This is a genomic window from Pseudomonas sp. NPDC089395 (genome assembly GCF_044749525.1).
Classification (GTDB): Bacteria; Pseudomonadota; Gammaproteobacteria; order Pseudomonadales; family Pseudomonadaceae; genus Aquipseudomonas.
In genome coordinates this window covers 645,866-661,924 of record NZ_JBIVID010000002.1, presented here as the reverse complement: position 1 = coordinate 661,924, position 16,059 = coordinate 645,866, and the positions used below count along the sequence as shown (strand labels likewise).

Annotated in this window: 18 protein-coding genes; 9 read left to right on the top strand and 9 right to left on the bottom strand. The window is 63.9% G+C overall.

Features of this window, described 5'->3' with window-relative positions:
* Nucleotides 1–139: 139 nt before the first annotated feature.
* The 3 genes from ACIPZG_RS08045 to ACIPZG_RS08035 form a co-directional block, all read right to left on the bottom strand.
* Entirely contained in the window at nt 140–1,345 is a 1,206-nt protein-coding gene (locus ACIPZG_RS08045; protein ID WP_400711988.1) for an NAD(P)/FAD-dependent oxidoreductase, read from the bottom strand.
* 94 nt (nt 1,346–1,439) lie between these two features.
* On the bottom strand, nt 1,440–2,042 hold the full coding sequence (locus tag ACIPZG_RS08040; protein ID WP_008093876.1) for a helix-turn-helix domain-containing protein: 603 nt from the start codon (nt 2,040–2,042) through the stop codon (nt 1,440–1,442).
* Nucleotides 2,043–2,081: 39 nt separating this feature from the next.
* Nucleotides 2,082–4,034, bottom strand: a complete 1,953-nt coding sequence (locus ACIPZG_RS08035) for an FAD-dependent oxidoreductase (protein WP_400711985.1) — start codon at nt 4,032–4,034, stop codon at nt 2,082–2,084.
* Between the two features lie 171 nt (nt 4,035–4,205).
* On the opposite strand from ACIPZG_RS08035, the gene ACIPZG_RS08030 reads away from it, so the two are divergent.
* Both ACIPZG_RS08030 and ACIPZG_RS08025 read left to right on the top strand, forming a co-directional pair.
* Nucleotides 4,206–5,249: an ABC transporter substrate-binding protein gene (locus tag ACIPZG_RS08030; protein WP_400711982.1), complete on the top strand. Its 1,044-nt coding sequence runs from the start codon at nt 4,206–4,208 to the stop codon at nt 5,247–5,249.
* Nucleotides 5,250–5,266: 17 nt separating this feature from the next.
* The gene (locus tag ACIPZG_RS08025) at nt 5,267–6,022 is read left to right on the top strand and encodes a class II aldolase/adducin family protein (protein ID WP_400711979.1); all 756 of its coding nucleotides are present in this window, start codon (nt 5,267–5,269) and stop codon (nt 6,020–6,022) included.
* A gap of 142 nt (nt 6,023–6,164) precedes the next feature.
* Here the strand turns inward: ACIPZG_RS08025 and ACIPZG_RS08020 are convergent, their stop codons facing one another.
* The gene (locus ACIPZG_RS08020) at nt 6,165–7,562 is read right to left on the bottom strand and encodes a purine-cytosine permease family protein (protein WP_400711976.1); all 1,398 of its coding nucleotides are present in this window, start codon (nt 7,560–7,562) and stop codon (nt 6,165–6,167) included.
* Between the two features lie 233 nt (nt 7,563–7,795).
* On the opposite strand from ACIPZG_RS08020, the gene ACIPZG_RS08015 reads away from it, so the two are divergent.
* The 4 genes from ACIPZG_RS08015 (at nt 7,796) to ACIPZG_RS08000 (ending at nt 9,850) form a co-directional block, all read left to right on the top strand.
* Nucleotides 7,796–8,680 (top strand): EamA family transporter, encoded by an 885-nt coding sequence (locus tag ACIPZG_RS08015; protein ID WP_400711974.1) that lies wholly within the window; start codon nt 7,796–7,798, stop codon nt 8,678–8,680.
* A gap of 74 nt (nt 8,681–8,754) precedes the next feature.
* Nucleotides 8,755–9,075 carry a YbjQ family protein gene (locus ACIPZG_RS08010; RefSeq protein ID WP_008098148.1) on the top strand — a complete coding sequence of 107 codons (321 nt, stop codon included), beginning with the start codon at nt 8,755–8,757 and terminating at the stop codon, nt 9,073–9,075.
* 135 nt (nt 9,076–9,210) lie between these two features.
* Nucleotides 9,211–9,399: a hypothetical protein gene (locus ACIPZG_RS08005; protein ID WP_400711972.1), complete on the top strand. Its 189-nt coding sequence runs from the start codon at nt 9,211–9,213 to the stop codon at nt 9,397–9,399.
* A gap of 151 nt (nt 9,400–9,550) precedes the next feature.
* Nucleotides 9,551–9,850, top strand: a complete 300-nt coding sequence (locus ACIPZG_RS08000; protein WP_400711969.1) for a hypothetical protein — start codon at nt 9,551–9,553, stop codon at nt 9,848–9,850.
* A gap of 46 nt (nt 9,851–9,896) precedes the next feature.
* Here ACIPZG_RS08000 and ACIPZG_RS07995 read toward each other — a convergent pair whose 3' ends face one another.
* Nucleotides 9,897–10,229, bottom strand: a complete 333-nt coding sequence (locus ACIPZG_RS07995) for a hypothetical protein (RefSeq protein WP_400639953.1) — start codon at nt 10,227–10,229, stop codon at nt 9,897–9,899.
* Between the two features lie 297 nt (nt 10,230–10,526).
* The gene (gene ampC / locus ACIPZG_RS07990; protein ID WP_400711966.1) at nt 10,527–11,675 is read right to left on the bottom strand and encodes a class C beta-lactamase; all 1,149 of its coding nucleotides are present in this window, start codon (nt 11,673–11,675) and stop codon (nt 10,527–10,529) included.
* 121 nt (nt 11,676–11,796) lie between these two features.
* Between ampC and ACIPZG_RS07985 the strand changes: the two genes are divergently transcribed.
* Nucleotides 11,797–12,789: a bile acid:sodium symporter family protein gene (locus ACIPZG_RS07985; RefSeq protein ID WP_400639955.1), complete on the top strand. Its 993-nt coding sequence runs from the start codon at nt 11,797–11,799 to the stop codon at nt 12,787–12,789.
* A gap of 45 nt (nt 12,790–12,834) precedes the next feature.
* On the opposite strand, the gene ACIPZG_RS07980 is transcribed toward ACIPZG_RS07985, so the two are convergent.
* Together ACIPZG_RS07980 and ACIPZG_RS07975 are read right to left on the bottom strand one after the other, a co-directional pair.
* Nucleotides 12,835–13,428, bottom strand: coding sequence for a DUF4157 domain-containing protein (locus ACIPZG_RS07980; RefSeq protein WP_400711963.1), 594 nt, complete (start codon nt 13,426–13,428; stop codon nt 12,835–12,837).
* Entirely contained in the window at nt 13,415–13,978 is a 564-nt protein-coding gene (locus ACIPZG_RS07975; protein WP_400711960.1) for a TetR/AcrR family transcriptional regulator, read from the bottom strand. The genes ACIPZG_RS07980 and ACIPZG_RS07975 overlap by 14 nt, the downstream gene beginning before the upstream one ends.
* An 88-nt stretch (nt 13,979–14,066) precedes the next feature.
* Between ACIPZG_RS07975 and ACIPZG_RS07970 the strand changes: the two genes are divergently transcribed.
* Nucleotides 14,067–14,798 carry an SDR family oxidoreductase gene (locus ACIPZG_RS07970; protein WP_400711957.1) on the top strand — a complete coding sequence of 244 codons (732 nt, stop codon included), beginning with the start codon at nt 14,067–14,069 and terminating at the stop codon, nt 14,796–14,798.
* 27 nt (nt 14,799–14,825) lie between these two features.
* Nucleotides 14,826–15,431: a 2-hydroxychromene-2-carboxylate isomerase gene (locus ACIPZG_RS07965; RefSeq protein WP_400711954.1), complete on the top strand. Its 606-nt coding sequence runs from the start codon at nt 14,826–14,828 to the stop codon at nt 15,429–15,431.
* A 19-nt stretch (nt 15,432–15,450) separates the two neighbouring features.
* Here ACIPZG_RS07965 and ACIPZG_RS07960 read toward each other — a convergent pair whose 3' ends face one another.
* Nucleotides 15,451–15,996, bottom strand: coding sequence for a cupin domain-containing protein (locus ACIPZG_RS07960; RefSeq protein ID WP_008098170.1), 546 nt, complete (start codon nt 15,994–15,996; stop codon nt 15,451–15,453).
* Nucleotides 15,997–16,059 lie beyond the last annotated feature (63 nt).

Sequence of the window (16,059 nt, the reverse complement as noted above, 5' to 3'; positions counted from 1 at the left end):
CCCTGTGGGAGCCGGCTTGCCGGCGATAGGGCCGGGGCAGGCAAAGTTGAACTGCCTGCTCGGGCCTCATCGCCGGCAAGCCGGCTCCCACAGGTGAATCACTTCCACAGGGGAATCACAGTGCCTGTGGGAACACAACTCAGGCCACCGGAATGGTCGGATCCGCTGCGGCCAGCGCCGCCGCGCGGTCGTTGGCCGCTGGCGGATAGATCCAGACCGTATTGATCTGCGACTTCAGCACCTTGGCCTCGGCCTTGTCGGTCGGTGGCGACACCTGGCGGTCCCAGCCCTCGGTGTACACCGCACCCCAGGCACCCAGATCGAGGCAAGTCACGTACTTGGGCTGGCTATAAGTCATCGGCGCCACGCCGATCAGCTCGGCCACGGCATTGTTCCCTGCATACCGGCCCAGCGGAATGGCATGCTGGCAGGACATCACCGCGTGGTTGCCCACCTCATCGCACGCCGCGTAGGCCACATCACCCGCCGCATACACCGCATCGTTGCCTTTGACCTTGAGGTTGCCATCCACATGCAAGCGGCCCTGGCGGTCGCGTTCGCCGCTGATCTGTTCGGTCAGCGGGTTGGCCTTGAAGCCCACGGTCCAGACCACTGTGCTCGCCGCGATGCGCTGGCCGTTGTCCAGCAGTACACCGTCGCGGTCCACCGAGGTCACGGTGGCGCCGCAGATCCATTCGATGCCCAGTGCCTCGGATGCCTGCTCGATAGCCGGTCGAATACCGTCACCCAGCGCAGCACCGATTTTCGCGCCGCGGTCGACCACCACCACACGTAGCCGTGCCTGCTCGCCGAGGATGTCGCGCAAGCGCGCCGGCAGTTCGGTTGCGGTCTCGATGCCGGTGAAGCCGCCGCCCGCCACTACGACGGTGTTGCGCTCGGGCGTGTCGGGGAGGTTGGCCAGTGACTTGAGGTGGGTTTCAAGGCGTGCGGCGCTGTCGATCTTGTCGACATCGAAGACGTGCTCGATACCGACCATGTCCGGGCGGTTGAGCACGCTGCCGCAGGCCATGATCAGGCGGTCGTAGCCCAGGCTGCACTCGGTGCCGCTCTGGGTGCGGTAGCGTACCTGCTTGGCGGATTCGTCGATGTGGAACGCCGTGCCTTGCACGAATCGCACGTTCACCGACTCGAACAGCTCATGCAACGGGGCGGCCATGGTGTGCACTTCAGGCTCGTAGAAGCGTGGGCGCACGTGTAGTTCAGCCTTTGGCGCGAGTAGCGTCACCGCGACATCCGTGCGGCCGTGCAGGTCCAGTTGGCGGACCGCGCTGAGGGCGCTCCACAGGCCTGCGAAGCCGGCGCCAATGATCAGGATATTGTTCATCGTTGTGCTCCTGGAGAGTCCGGTTAAACAAGGTAGTCCTTGTTCACGGCCAACGATGTGGCGGGCGACGAAACGCGCACCCTGGCGCTACAACTCAGAACGTCGGCGGAGTGATCACCCAGATCACCACGGCATCCACCTCGCCCGGATTGCCGTAGCGGTGCGGTTCCTGGCTGGGAAAACTGAAGCTGTCACCTTCGCCCAGCTGGAAGTGCCGTTCGCCCACCCACAGCTCGAAACAGCCTGAGAGGATGTAGCCGGCTTCTTCACCTTCGTGGCTGTAGCTCTGTTGGCTGTAGGTGCCTGGCGGGAAGCGCGAATGCAGGATCTCCAGCTGGCGGTTGGGCTGGGGCGTGAGCAACTGGTCGACGATGCCGTCTTCGTAATGCACGCTCAACCGGCTGTTGCGCCGCACCACGTAGCCCTGGTCTTCGGGGGCGGTGCTGGCTTCGCTGGCGAAGAACCACTGGATGGTCACGCCCAGGCTGCGGGCAATGTTGAACAGCGCCGGGATCGACGGGTACGACAGGTTGCGTTCGAGCTGGCTGATGTAGCCCGCCGTCAGCTCGCTCTGCGCCGCCAGCTCCGCCAGGGTCATGCCGCGGCGCTTGCGCAGGCCGCGGATACGGGTGCCGAGAAACTGGGGGGCGGCGCCGCCGTCTTCGGCGGCGGGCGGGGTCTGTGGCAGCTGGCTCATGCGCTTCGGTCCATCGGGAAAGCGGCAGTATGTACAGCGTCAGACGGACCAGGCAACTGTCAGGCCATCATGGATCGCTTCTTCGACGGTACGCGGCGCCAGGCAGTCGCCGATGCGCCGAACTTCGACCAGGTCGGCCAGCTCCTCGGCCAGCGTGTCTTGCGGCTGGTGGCCCAGGCACAGCACCAGGGTATCGATGTTGTCGTAGATCATCGGTTCACCGCTGGCCGTGTGCTGCAGGTACACGGTGTTGTCGTCGCAGCCGTACAGGCGGGCATAGGGGGTGATCGGGATGCTCAGGCGGTGCAGTTCCCCGGCCATCTGGTCGCGCACGTACAGCGGCAGGCTTTCACCACAGTGGGTGCCATTGACCGCCAACTGCACCTGATGCCCTTCGCGGACCAGGCGTTCGGCGATACCAGGGCCGATCCAGTCGCTGCGCCAGTCCACCACCAGCACCGAACGGCCTGGCGTGACTTCATTGCGCAGCACTTGCCAGGCATCCACCACCTGCAGCTCACCGCTGCGTTCGAACGATGGCCAGTAGGGTGTGGCGCCGGTGGCGGCGATCACCAGGTCGGGGCGCTCGCGCTCGACCAGGGCGCGGTCGACTCGCGTATTACGTACCACACGTACACCGGCCAACTGCATTTCGCGCTGCAGGTTGGTGCTGGCTCCGCCGAATTCACTGCGTCGGGGCAGCAGTTGCGCGAGCTGTACCTGGCCGCCGAGCTGCGCGCTGGCCTCGTACAGCGTTACCGCGTGCCCGCGCGCGGCGGCCACGGCCGCGGCTTTCATGCCAGCAGGGCCGCCGCCTGCCACCAGGATGCGCTTGCGTACGGTGGCGGGCTTGAGCGTGCCGTACTGCAGTTCGCGGCCGGTTTCCGGGTGTTGAATGCAGGAGATCGGCAAGCCTCGGTGAAAGTGGCCGATGCAGGCCTGGTTGCAGGCGATGCAGGCGCGCACGTCCTCCACATGCCCCTGTTCTGTCTTGCTCGGCATCTGCGGATCGCAGATAAGCGCTCGGGTCATGCCGCAGACGTCGGCCTGGCCACGGGCCAGGATCAGCTCCGCTTCCTGCGGCTGATTGATGCGCCCGGTGACGAACAGCGGAATGTCCAGGCGCTGCTTGAAGGTGCCGGCCTCGCGGGCCAGGTACGCCGGCGCGATGGCCATCGGCGGCACGATGTGCACGGCGCCGCCGAGCGTCGCCGAGGTGCCGGCGACGATATGCAGGTAATCGAGTTGGCCCTGTAGCGCTTCGGCCGCAGCCAGTGATTCATCTTCGCTGAGCCCTTCGCTGTCGCGCTCGTCGGCACTGATGCGCAGGCCGACGATGAACTGTTCGTCGGTGGCCGCGCGCACCGCGTGCAGTACCTCGCGCAAGAACCGCAGGCGCTGTTCAAGGCCGCCGTTGTAACCGTCGCTGCGCAGGTTGACCCGCGGGTTGAGGAATTGCGCCGGCAGGTAGCCATGGCTGGCCACCACTTCCACGCCATCCAGTCCGGCCTGGTGCAGGCGGCGGGCGGCGTTGGCATACCCCTGGACGATCTCGTCGATCATCGCCTGGTTCAGGGCCCGGGGCATCACGCGAAACCGCTCGTTGGGCACCGCTGATGCCGAGTAGGCGACGGCCAGCAGCCCGTCGGCGGATTCCATGATCTCCCTGCCTGGGTGGAACAGCTGCGACAGCACCACCGTGCCATGGGCATGGCAGGCTTCGGCCAACTGCCGGTAGCCCTCGATGCAGGCATCGTCGGTGGCCATCAGGACATGGGAGGTGTAGCGGGCGCTGTCATGCACCCCGGCCACCTGCAGCACGATCAGCCCCACACCTCCGGCAGCGCGGGCGCTCTGGTAGGCGATCAGCTTGTCGTTGACCAGGTTGTCGGTGGGCAGGCACGTATCGTGGCCGGTCGACATGATGCGGTTCTTCAGGCGCTTGCCGCGAATCTGCAAGGGCTCGAACAGGTGGGCAAAGGCGGTCGACATGCGGGCGGCTCCGGTGTTGTTCTTGTTTTTCTCATGAAAGTGTAGCTTCAGTAAAAAATCAACTTGTTTTTTTACTGGCGCCCGACTAGCTTTTTCTCACCCACGGCAGTGGGTCGTGACCTCACAACAACAAGAAAACGGGCCCTTCGGGCACCGGCAGGAGGCAACTCGATGCAGGCATTTCCTCGCGTTACAGGCCTTTGCGCAGCGCTGCTGGCCATCGGCCTTGGCAGTGCGCAAGCGGCGCCGCAGATGGTCGTGGTCGGCTATGGCGGTGCGGGTCAGAAAGCCCAGGATGTGGCGATCTTCCAGCCTTTCAGTGCCCAGGACGGCCGTCAGTTGATGCAAAGCGAATACAACGGCGAAATGGCGCGCATCCAGGTGATGGCCGATACCGGTAACGTCGATTGGGATGTGGTGCAGATCGAGGGGCCGGACCTGGCTCGCGGCTGCGAGGAGGGCATCTACGAGCACCTCGACTGGCAACGACTGGGTCATGCCGCCGACCTGATTCCCGACGCAGCCCAGGATTGCGGCTCGGCGGCGCTGGTGTGGAGCGTCGCGATCGCTTACGACCGCAACAAGCTGGCCGCGGCGCCCAGTTCATGGGCGGACTTCTGGGATATCAAGAAATACCCAGGCAAACGCGGCCTGCGCAAGCGCGCGGTGTACAACCTGGAGTTCGCCCTGCTGGCCGACGGCGTCAAGGTGGAGGACGTGTACAAGGTGCTTTCCACGCCGGCCGGTGTCGATCGGGCCTTTGCCAAACTCAGCGAACTCAAGCCCTATGTCCAGTGGTGGGATGCCGGCGCGCAACCGGCCCAGTGGCTGACCGCCGGTGACGTGGTGATGACGTCGACCTACAGCGGCCGCATCGCTGTCGCCGCGCAGCAGGGCAGCCCGCTGGCGCTGGTCTGGCCGGGCAGTCTGTATGGCATGGACTACTGGGCGATCATCAAGGGCTCGAAACACGTCGATCAGGCCAAGCGGCTGATCAGCTACGCTAACCAGCCGGATACCCAGGTGCGTTATGTCGAGCAGATTCCCTATGGGCCGACCAACACCCAGGCAGCCGCCAAGCTCGACCCGGCACTGGCCAACTGGGTGCCGACATCGCCACAGAACCTGCAGGGCGCCTTGGCGATGAACGTCGTCTTCTGGGTCGACCATGGGGAGGAGCTGGAGCAGCGGTTCACTGCCTGGGCCAGCAAATGAACGAAGGACGAACGACCATGACTGACACTGAACAATCGTTGCGCCAGCAATTGGCTGCCTGTTACCGGCTGATTGCACACTTTCGCATGTCGGACCTGATCTTCACCCATATCTCGGTGCGTCTGCCGGGCCCGGAACATCACTTCCTGATCAACCCCTACGGCCTGCTGTTCGACGAAATCACCGCGTCGAGCCTGGTCAAGATCGACCTGCAGGGCAGGGCGGTGGAGGCCAGCCCGCACCGGGTCAACCCGGCTGGTTTCGTCATCCACAGCGCCATCCACGCCGCCCGCGAGGATGCTCAGTGCGTGCTGCACACCCATACCCGTGCCGGCTGCGCGGTGGCGGCACTGGAATGCGGGTTGCTGCCGGTCAACCAGATGTCCATGGAGTTCTACGGCAAGGTTGCCTATCACACCTATGAAGGCATCGCCCTGGACCTGGACGAGCAGCAGCGGCTGGTGGCGGACCTCGGCGACAAGCCGGTGATGATCCTGCGCAATCACGGCCTGTTGACCACCGGGCGCACAGTGGCCGAGGCGTTCTTGCGCATGTACTACCTGGAGAAAGCCTGCGAGATCCAGCTGGCGGCGCAAAGCGCCGGCCAGTTGGTGCTGCCGTTGCCCGCGGTGTGCGCGCATACCGAGCGGCAGTTCAATGAGCCGATGCGGGGATTGAAGCAGGGGGAGCTGACGGACCCGGACGCGGTGCAGTTGGCCTGGGGGTCATTGTTGCGGATGCTGGACAGGACGGCGCCGGATTACCGCGAATGAAACATCGAGACCTGTAGAGCACCTGTGGGAGCCGGCTTGCCAGCGATGAGGCCAGAACAGGCACCGCCGGCTCGGCCCTATCGCCGGCAAGCCGGCTTGCTCCCACAGGGATCGCGCTGGGCACGAAGGCCCACCTCGGATGTCAGCGCGCCTCAGGTACGATCAGACCGGCCGGGGCCTCGCCAGCACGGTGGCGAGCCACCCAGTAGTAGAGCAGGCTGGGCACCACCAGGCCGATCAGCCACGACACGTCTACCCCACCCAGGTGAGCGACCATTGGGCCGGTGTACAGCTTGGTGTCGATGAACGGCATCTGCACCAGTACACCCACGGTGTAGACGCTGATACCCGGCCAGTTCCAACGACCATAGCGACCCTCGGGGTCGGCCAGTGCGGGCACGTCGTAGCGTTCCTTGGTGATGAAGTAATAATCCACCAGGTTGACCGCGCTCCAGGGCACGAAGAAGGTCAGCAGGAACAGGATGAACGACTTGAACGCACTCAGGAACGAGTGCTGGCCGAGTAGGGCTACCAAAGTAGCGGCGCCGACGATGAGCAGCACGAACAGCAGGCGCTGCGCGCGGCTGATGGACAGGTTGCCCCGGAAACCACTGATGATGGTGGCGATGCACATGAAGCTGCCGTAGGAATTCAGGGTGGAAATGGTCACCTTGCCGAAGGCAATGCAGAAGTACAGCAGTGCTGCCGTGGTACCGGCGCCGCCCAACCCGACGATGTACGCCACTTCGCGCCCCGAGAACTGGCCGCCGGCAATCGCTGCGGCGAACACGCCGAGAATCATCGAAGCTTGCGCGCCGATCACCGAACCCAGCCCTGCGGCGAGGAAGGTCTTGAGCGGCGAGGTGCTGCTGGGCAGGTAGCGCGAGTAGTCGGCTACGTAAGGACCGAAAGCGATCTGCCAGGACGCGGCCAAGGAGACGGCGAGCAGGAACGAAGCCCAGCTGAAATGACGGTTGTCGAGCAACTGGCCGATGTCGGCGATCAGCAGGATACGGCTGAACAGGTAGAAGAAGGCGATGATGCCCAACACGCTGGCGACCCGGCCGATCCAGTGGATCACCCGGTAGCCGGCCAGGGTGGCGAGGACGATCACCGCGGCGAAGATCAAAATACCGGTGCTGTCGCTGACGCTCAGCAACTGGCCGATGGCCTGGCCCGACAGGACCGTGCCGGTGGCGGTGAAGCCGAGGTACATCAGGCACACCAGCACCATCGGGATGGCGGCGCCGTAGACCCCGAACTGCACACGGCTGGAGATCATCTGCGGCAAGCCCAGGCGCGGGCCCTGGGCCGCATGCAGGGCCATGACCCCGCCACCGATCAGTTGCCCCAGCAGCAGGCCGATCAGCGACCAGAACACGTCGCCGCCAAGCACCACGGCCAAGGCGCCGGTGACGATTGCGGTGATTTGAAGGTTGGCACCCAGCCACAGGGTGAACTGGCTGTACACCTTGCCATGGCGTTCGGCCTCGGGAATGTAGTCGATCGAACGCCGTTCGAGCACGGGTTTGCTGGACATTGCGGGCTCCGCTTCGTTGTTGTTGTGTAGGGGAGGGGCCACTGGCGGCACGTCGCATGCGTGGCCTGATAGCGATATGAGCATGTCTATACAAGTAGGGTCAAGTGAAGCTTGCAGGTCGCAACAGCCGTACTGTTATGCCAGGCTGGCCGGCAACTGTGCCGGTCCGCCGCCGAGCGTTGGCCGTATGCTGTAACGAAATATGTCTAGAACGGCTGATGAGGGATACTGCAATGCCACTCAAGGACTTGCTGATCGCACTGGTGGTGATCATTGCCTGGGGCGTCAACTTCGTGGTCATCAAGGTCGGCCTCGATGGCCTGCCACCGATGCTGCTGGGGGCGTTGCGTTTTCTGTTGGTCGCTTTCCCGGCGATTCTGCTGGTCAAGCGGCCGAAGTTGCCGTGGCGCTGGCTGTTCGCCTATGGCGCGACGATTTCGTTGGGCCAGTTCGCGTTCCTCTTCCAGGCGATGTACAGCGGCATGCCGCCGGGGCTGGCGTCCCTGATACTGCAATCGCAGGCGTTTTTCACCCTGGGGTTCGCCGCGCTGTTTCTCGGCGAGCGCCTGGGCCTGGCCAGCGTCATGGGCTTGCTGGTGGCCGCCAGCGGCCTGGCGCTGATCGGCAGCGAAGACGGCGGCCATGTGCCGATGGTGGCGCTGCTGCTGACCCTGTGCGCGGGGGCCATGTGGGGCATGGGCAACATCATCACGCGTCGCTTCGGTTCGGTGGACCTGGTCGCGCTGGTGATCTGGGGTGGACTGATTCCGCCGCTGCCGTTCCTGGCGCTGTCGTGGTGGCTGGAAGGGCCGGAGCGTATCGGCCATGCCTTGGTCAACATCAGTTGGCATTCGGTGCTGGCGCTGGCCTACCTGGCGTTCGTCGCCACCATGCTGGGATACAGCCTGTGGAGCAAGCTGCTGTCGCGCCACCCCGCCGGCAAGGTCGCGCCGTTCTCGCTGCTGGTGCCGGTGATCGGCCTGAGTTCCTCGGCCTGGTTGCTGGGTGAGCGGCTGACGGCAGTGCAGGGGTGGGGGGCGCTGCTGGTGATGCTCGGGTTGCTGGTCAATGTGTTCGGGCCGAAGCTGGGGCAGCGGCTGCGGGCCGTCAGCGCTTAAGGTTGGGCAAGTGCCTCGACGCCCCCTGCGCTTTGTTAGACTTGGCTTCTTTTGTCAGGCTAATGGAGCTTGCGATGATCATTTCCACTACCAGCCAGCTCGAAGGCCGCCCGATTGCCGAGTACCTCGGCGTGGTCAGTTCTGAATCGGTGCAGGGCATCAACTTCGTGCGCGATTTCTTCGCACGATTTCGCGATTTCTTCGGGGGACGTTCGCAGACCCTGGAAAGCGCATTGCGTGAGGCCCGCGAGCAGGCCACCGAAGAACTCAAGGCACGGGCACGGCAGTTGCACGCTGATGCAGTTGTCGGTGTCGACTTCGAGATCAGCATGCCTTCGGTGCAAGGGGGCATGGTCGTGGTGTTCGCCACCGGCACCGCCGTGCGCCTGAAATAGACAGCGCCGCCACTGGTCGGGTCTGCGGGGTTTGTCCGGGCAGTCTGCAAATGACCGGCTAGTCTCACTTTCACAGGCTGCGTTTTTCCAGGCAAACCTTCTGCCGGCGCGGTCGCCACTGGAGGGAGACAGGGCATGAGCGAGTCCTTTTTCGAAGACATGAACGATGCATATCCGATCAACAGCCAGGTGCGTTGCGGTCAGGCGGCCTTCCGCCTGGGCTTCGCCCACATGACCCTGGACGATTCGCAAGAGCTGCAGCCGGCACACCTGCAGCGCAGCAAGAAGGGCCGCTTCACGCCTCGGGTACCGCCGAAAAAGTGATCCCGCTCACACAACCCCGCCCACTGGCGGGGTTTTTCTTGGCGTTGTTTGACCCTGCTCATGGTATCGGCGGGTTGCGCTCGCCGAACCCTGGCAGTTGTGGTTTTCTGGCGCGACATCTCAGGCATATCAGGCAAGGAAGGAGTGAGCCATGCGAGTCAGGGAAGCAACCTACTGGCAGTGGGCAGATGCGCAATTGCACAGCCGCTGCCACGATGAAGCATTGAGCGATGGCACCACCCTGGATATACAGGTGCGCCTGTCACGGCTTGGCGCCACGCAACTGTTTCTTGGGCTGTACGGCGAGAATGGCAGGGCGTTGCTGGAAGAGTATTACCCGTCACGGCCTGGCGAGACCATGACGCGCGCGCTGGTGTGGGGTGTCGAGCGGGCGAGGGCGCTGGCGACCGGTGCCCTGGAGTTACCGCAGCAGCATCGACGGCGGGCATGAAAAAGCCCGGCCTATGCGGGCCGGGCTCAGTAAGTGGTGCGATCACTCAGTTGAGCGGATCGATCACCTTGACTGCCTGCCGCTCACGGGCGGCAGGCCATTCTTGTTGCAGGGTCTGCAGTACGCGGCCGACGAACTCGGTGTCGGCGGCGGCCTTCTTGCCGACGTAGCCCAGGCCACGACGGTAGACCTTGAAGCGGGCGCGCATGCTGGGCAGGTGCGCTTCGAATTCGGCTTCAATAGTGTTCGGCGGCAGGCGGTCGATACGCACTTCGCCGGTTTGGCTGACCCACAGCAAGTGGTCGTCGAGGCTGTCCTTGCGCATGGCGAACAGCTGAGCCAGTTGGTCGATCGTAGGATTGTTGTTCAAGTTCATCATAAAGCCCCCATTACCCATTGTTTTAGTGATTTTTCACAGTTGGCGCTACACATGTAGCGCGCTACCTAGGCTGCTACAGCAGCATCGCAACAGGGGCTTTCTCACGCTGCCTTTTGGACAGTTCCCTCTCCACGGACGGCCTGCGTTACCGCGCAGGCCGTCTGGAACACCCTTGCCACCGCTCCCGATCGGGGAGACGGCTTCATCATGCACAAGGGCGATGAACGGCGTCAACCGTTTTGTAGTGAATATTTTTATGCACTACATCTTGTCCGACAATCCGCTCTCGAGGGGCTTTCACTGGCCAGGGCTGGAGAGAATCCGGTAGGCGGCACGCACGCGCGCTTCATTGGGGTAGTTACGGTTGGCGAGCAATATGATGGCCTTGCCTTCGGCTGGAATGAACGCGGCATAGGCGCCAAAACCACTGGTCGATCCGGTCTTGTTGTACCAGGCATCGGGCACGGCGGGCAGGGGTGGGTCGAGACGGTGGGTAGCCTGGGGTTCTCGGATCAGCCTGGGGCCGTTGCCATCGACCAGGGTGTCGAGCGAAACCGGCAAGGGGTAGCGTTCCCAGCCGAGCCCTTGGGTCATCGCGCCTACCTGGAAGTAGCCGGCCTGGGTAATGGCGGCAGCTTTGCGCAGCGCCGGCGGAAGTTCGGCGGGCTGCATGTGCAGACGCACGTAGCGCAGCAGGTCGCGGGCGCTGGTCTTGATGCCATAGGCCTCATCGGCATAGGGACCCGGGTTGACCCGCACGGGACGGTTTTGCGCATCGTAACCCTGCGCATACAGCCCTTGCGCGTTCGCCGGCACGTGCAGGTAGGTGTGTTGCAAACCCATCTGCGACAACAGGCCCTGGCTCATCAGTTCCGCGAACGGGTGCTGGCGTGCGCGTGCGGCGAGGTCGCCGAACAAACCCAGACTTGGGTTCGAATAGCAGCGCTGGGTGCCGTGGACGCTCCGTGGCTTCCAGTTGCGCAAGAAATCCAGCGCTTGGCTGTCGGTCTGTACATCGTCGGGAAACTGCAATGGCAGGCAGTCGGCGCTGTAAGCCCCCAGTTCCAGTACGCTGGCGTCACCCAGTGGAGTGCCGGCCAGGGCTGGTTGGTAGCGCCGGGCCGGTGCCTGCAGATCGAGCTTGCCCTCAGCGCTGGCCAAGGCGGCGAGGGTGGCGGTGTAGGTCTTGCTCAGCGAGCCGATCTCGAACAGGGTATCGGCGCTAACCGGTACGGCTGTGGCCTTGCTGGCCACGCCATAGCTGAAGTAATGCGCCTGGCCATTGGCGAAGACTGCCACAGCCATGCCGGCGATGCCGTGCTCCCGCATCATGGGCTCGATCACGTCGTCCACCTGGGCCTGCAGTGATGTGCCGGCATGTGCAGTGGCGCTGACCAGCGCAAAGGCAGTGGCAACAAGAAGCGGTGCGAGTCGAGCGAGTGGCATGCAAAAAGGTCCTTTTCGGATTTGTGTCCGTTGAGCGACACCGGTGGGGGTTCCGGCGTTAGCGGGAAAAAGCCTCAGACCTTATCGTTTGCCCTTGCATAACGACAAGACGGAAACTGATATGAAGTATTTGCGCATGTTGTTCGACAACTTCACCCTGGCGTTGCTCGGCGTGGTGTTGATTGCCACCGTGCTGCCCTGCTCGGGCGACGGCGCGGTCTATTTTGGCTGGCTGACCAACCTGGCCATCGGCCTGCTGTTCTTCCTGCATGGCGCCAAGCTGTCGCGCGAGGCGATCATTGCCGGCGCGGGCCACTGGCGCCTGCACCTGCTGGTGTTCTCCTGCACCTTCGTGCTGTTCCCATTGCTGGGTATGGCGTTCAAGCCGGTGTTCGTGCCGTTGGTGGGCAACGAACTGTACCTGGGCGTGCTGTACCTGTGTGCCTTGCCGGCCACCGTGCAATCGGCCATTGCCTTTACCTCGCTGGCGCGCGGCAACGTGCCGGCAGCCATCTGCAGCGCTGCTGCCTCAAGCCTGTTGGGGATCTTCCTGACGCCGCTGCTGGTGATGATGTTGTTGGGCGCCAGTGGCGATACCGGTTCGGGCCTCGATGCCGTGCTGAAAATCACCCTGCAGTTGCTGGTGCCCTTCGTGGCCGGGCAGATCGCCCGGCGCTGGATCGGCGCCTGGGTCAAGCGTAATGCACGCTGGCTGAAGCTGGTGGACCAAGGCTCGATCCTGCTGGTGGTCTACACCGCGTTCAGCGAGGCGGTGGTCACCGGGCTGTGGCACACGGTTTCGACGCAGCACCTGGCCGGACTGTTCGTTGTCTGCGGCATCCTGCTGGCAGTGGTCCTGTTCGGTACGCGCCTGCTCGGCAAGGTGCTGGGTTTTAACCTGGAAGACCGCATCACCATCCTCTTCGCCGGCTCCAAGAAGAGCCTGGCGACAGGGGTGCCCATGGCCCAGGTACTGTTCGTCGGCAGTGGCATCGGGGCGATGATCCTGCCCTTGATGCTGTTTCACCAGATCCAGCTGATGGTCTGTGCGGTATTGGCTCAGCGGTACGCCAGCCGGGAAGCCGCGGGCGAGGAGGCCGCAGCTTCTTCCTGACTCAGGTGTGAATTCACCCGGCCTCTTCACACAGGCCCGTGCAAGCTAACGGGCCTGTCCTGAGCCGCGCTCGCGCAATGCCTTGGCGACCTCGGCCTCGATCTTGTAGGCCGGCCCCTCCAGCGTCTGGTAGTCGCGCGTGTAGCGCTGGGCGAACTCCTCTACTCCCAGTTCCTGATACTGCTGCACATGCTTGAGCTCGTGCGCCCACAGCGCCACATTGTCCTCGGCATCGCTGGCATGGCGGAACATGATCGTGTCGATCAGCGTCACCGCGTTTACATCGGGGTTTTGCAGCAGCGCGTTGGCGGCGCTCAGTTGCTGCTCGTCGCCCACCCGGTAGCGTGCGGCGTCGAGCACGGCAAAGTCGTACCAGGGTTCGAGCTGGACGCGGATGTGCAGGGGAATAGGTTCGCTGCCGCTGGCGGTGGCCTCGTCGCGGGCCTGGCGCAAGGCATAGGCCAGGCTGCTGGAGGCCATGACCTCGACATCCTTGAGCACCTGGCCAGCCTGGCCGGGGTCGAATGGTGCGCAAAAACAGCCCATCAGGCATATCTGGTACTGGCCGGGCGGGCAGGCTTGCTCCGCTGACGCCGACATACTCGCCAATAACAGCAACAGCAGGTTAGTGGCTTTCATTCAGTGCCCTGTCAACGACGCCGCGGCTGGCTTCCAGCACCTGGGACTGCACCGATTCGCTGGCCAGCATGCGTCCGACCACCAGCGCGCCGACGCACTGGCTGATCAGGGCCCAGGCCAGGGCATCATCGGCCAGGGTTTCGCTCCAGGCGGCGTGCAAGCTTGTCAGCCAATGTTCGGCCTCTTCGCGTACCGGTCGTTCAGCCCGGGCGATTTCCACGCCCAAGGGCGGCAATGGGCAGCCGCCTTCGGCATCGTGCAGGTGTGCCAGGCTCAGGTATTGCTGGAGGCAGCGCGCCAGACGCTCGCGGCTGGCACCTTTCTGAGCCAGGCGGCCCAGCGGGCTGTTGCTCAGTTCCTGGCGGACCACTTCGGTGAACAGATCATCCTTGGACGGGAAGTGGTTGTAGAAAGCGCCGCCGGTGAGGCCTATGGCTTTCATCAGCCCGGCGACCCCCGTGCTGGCGAAACCGCCGCGCTTGGCCAGTGCACCGCTGCTGGCCAGCAGCTTGTCGCGGGTCTGTTGCTTGTGTTCGCTGGAGTAGCGCATGAAAAACCTCTGAGCGCTGGCTTGACGTTGGGGGCGATCATAACATAGCGTTCGTTTACTAAATGATCGTTCATCAATGGAGGTGCACGTGACAAAACAACAAAAAGTGGTGCTGGTGGTGGGTGCGGGAGACGCCACCGGTGGAGAAATTGCCAAGCGGTTCGCCCGCGAGGGGTACGTCGCCTGCGTTACCCGGCGTCAGGCCGAAAAACTGCAACCCTTGGTGGACGAAATTCGCGCCGCTGGCGGGCAGGCCCATGGCTTCGGCTCAGATGCGCGCAAGGAAGAGGAGGTGGCCGAGCTGGTCGAGACGATCGAGCGCGATATCGGGCCAATCGAAGCCTTTGTCTTCAATATCGGCGCCAATGTGCCCTGCAGTATCCTCGACGAAACCCCGCGCAAGTACTTCAAGGTCTGGGAAATGGCGTGCTTTGCCGGCTTCTTGACCGCCCAGGCGGTCGCCCGACGCATGGTCACCCGCGAGCGCGGCACGCTGCTGTTCACCGGTGCCACCGCCGGCACCCGCGGGGCGGCCGGCTTCGCCGCCTTCGCCGGGGCCAAGCATGGGTTGCGCGCCCTGGCCCAGAGCATGGCGCGGGAACTGGGGCCGCGTAACATCCATGTTGCCCATGTGGTGGTGGACGGTGCCATCGACACGGCCTTCATCCGCGACAGTTTCCCTGAGCGCTACGCCCTCAAGGAGCAGGACGGCATCCTCGACCCTGCACACATCGCCGACAGCTACTGGTTCCTGCATGCGCAGCCGCGCGATGCCTGGACGTTCGAACTGGACCTGCGCCCGTGGATGGAGCGCTGGTAAGCCCTGACTCATCAAGGAGTGCATCACATGAGCAAGACAGTCGAATTCTTCTTCGACCTGGGCAGCCCTGCCAGTTACCTGGCCTGGACCCAGCTACCCGACCTCTGCGCCCGGCAGGGCGCAACGCTGAGCTACCGGCCCATGTTGCTGGGCGGCGTATTCCAGGCCACCGGCAATGCTTCGCCGGTGATGATCCCAGCCAAGGGCCGCTACATGTTCACCGACCTGGCCCGATTTGCCGCGCGCTATGACGTGCCGTTCGGGCTGCCGCCGGGGTTTCCGCTCAATACCCTGGCCTTGATGCGCGGCGTGATCGGCACTCAGTTGCATGCGCCGGCACGCTTCGAGGCGCTGCTGGCAGCGCTGTTCAACGGGCTATGGGCGCAGCGGCGCAACCTGGGCGAGCCTGCCGTACTGGACGAAACGCTCGGCGAGGCCGGTTTCGACCCGGCCCAGTTCCACGCCCTGGCGGCAGACGGTGAAGTGAAGGCGTCGCTCAAGCAGGCGACCATTGAGGCGGTGGCGCGCGGGGTGTTTGGCGCGCCGACGTGTTTTGTCGAAGGGCAGATGTACTTCGGCCAGGATCGCCTGGATTTCGTCGAGCAGGCACTGGCTCGACCGGCTCACCTCTAGCGGTACCGCCAGCCAGGTATCAGAAGTTGGCCGGGGTGTTGGCGCTGATGATCTCGGCCTCATCCTGGCCAATGTTCTTGAAGCTGTGCGGCAGGGTCGTGGGGATGTAGTAGCCATCGCCAGAGCTGAGAATGCTCACCTGGCCATCGACCCACAGTTCAACGGTGCCGCGGGTGACCAGGCCACATTCCTCGCCTTCGGCATGCACGATGGGTTCGCCCGAGTCGGCGCCGGGTGCATACAGCTCACGCAGCATGCGCATCTGCCGTGCCTCGACGCTGGCACCGACCAGCAGCATGCGCAGGCCATTTCGGCCCAGGTCCGGCTGTTCGCTGGCGCGGAACACGAAGCGCTCTTCCCGGACCGGTTCGTCGAAGCTGAAGAACTCCGCCAGGGTCATGGGAATGCCTTCGAGCAGTTTTTTCAGGGAGCTGACCGAAGGGCTGACGCGGTTCTGCTCGATCTGCGAGATCGTCGAGTTGGTCAGCCCGCTGCGGCGGGCCAGCTCCCGCTGGGAGAGGTTGTTGCGTTCACGCACCAGTTTGAGTCGTGTCCCCGTGTCCATAGCCGCCTTAATCAGAGGTGTTAAAAATAATGGGCGACGCATTAAAACACACTCTGCTCAGTT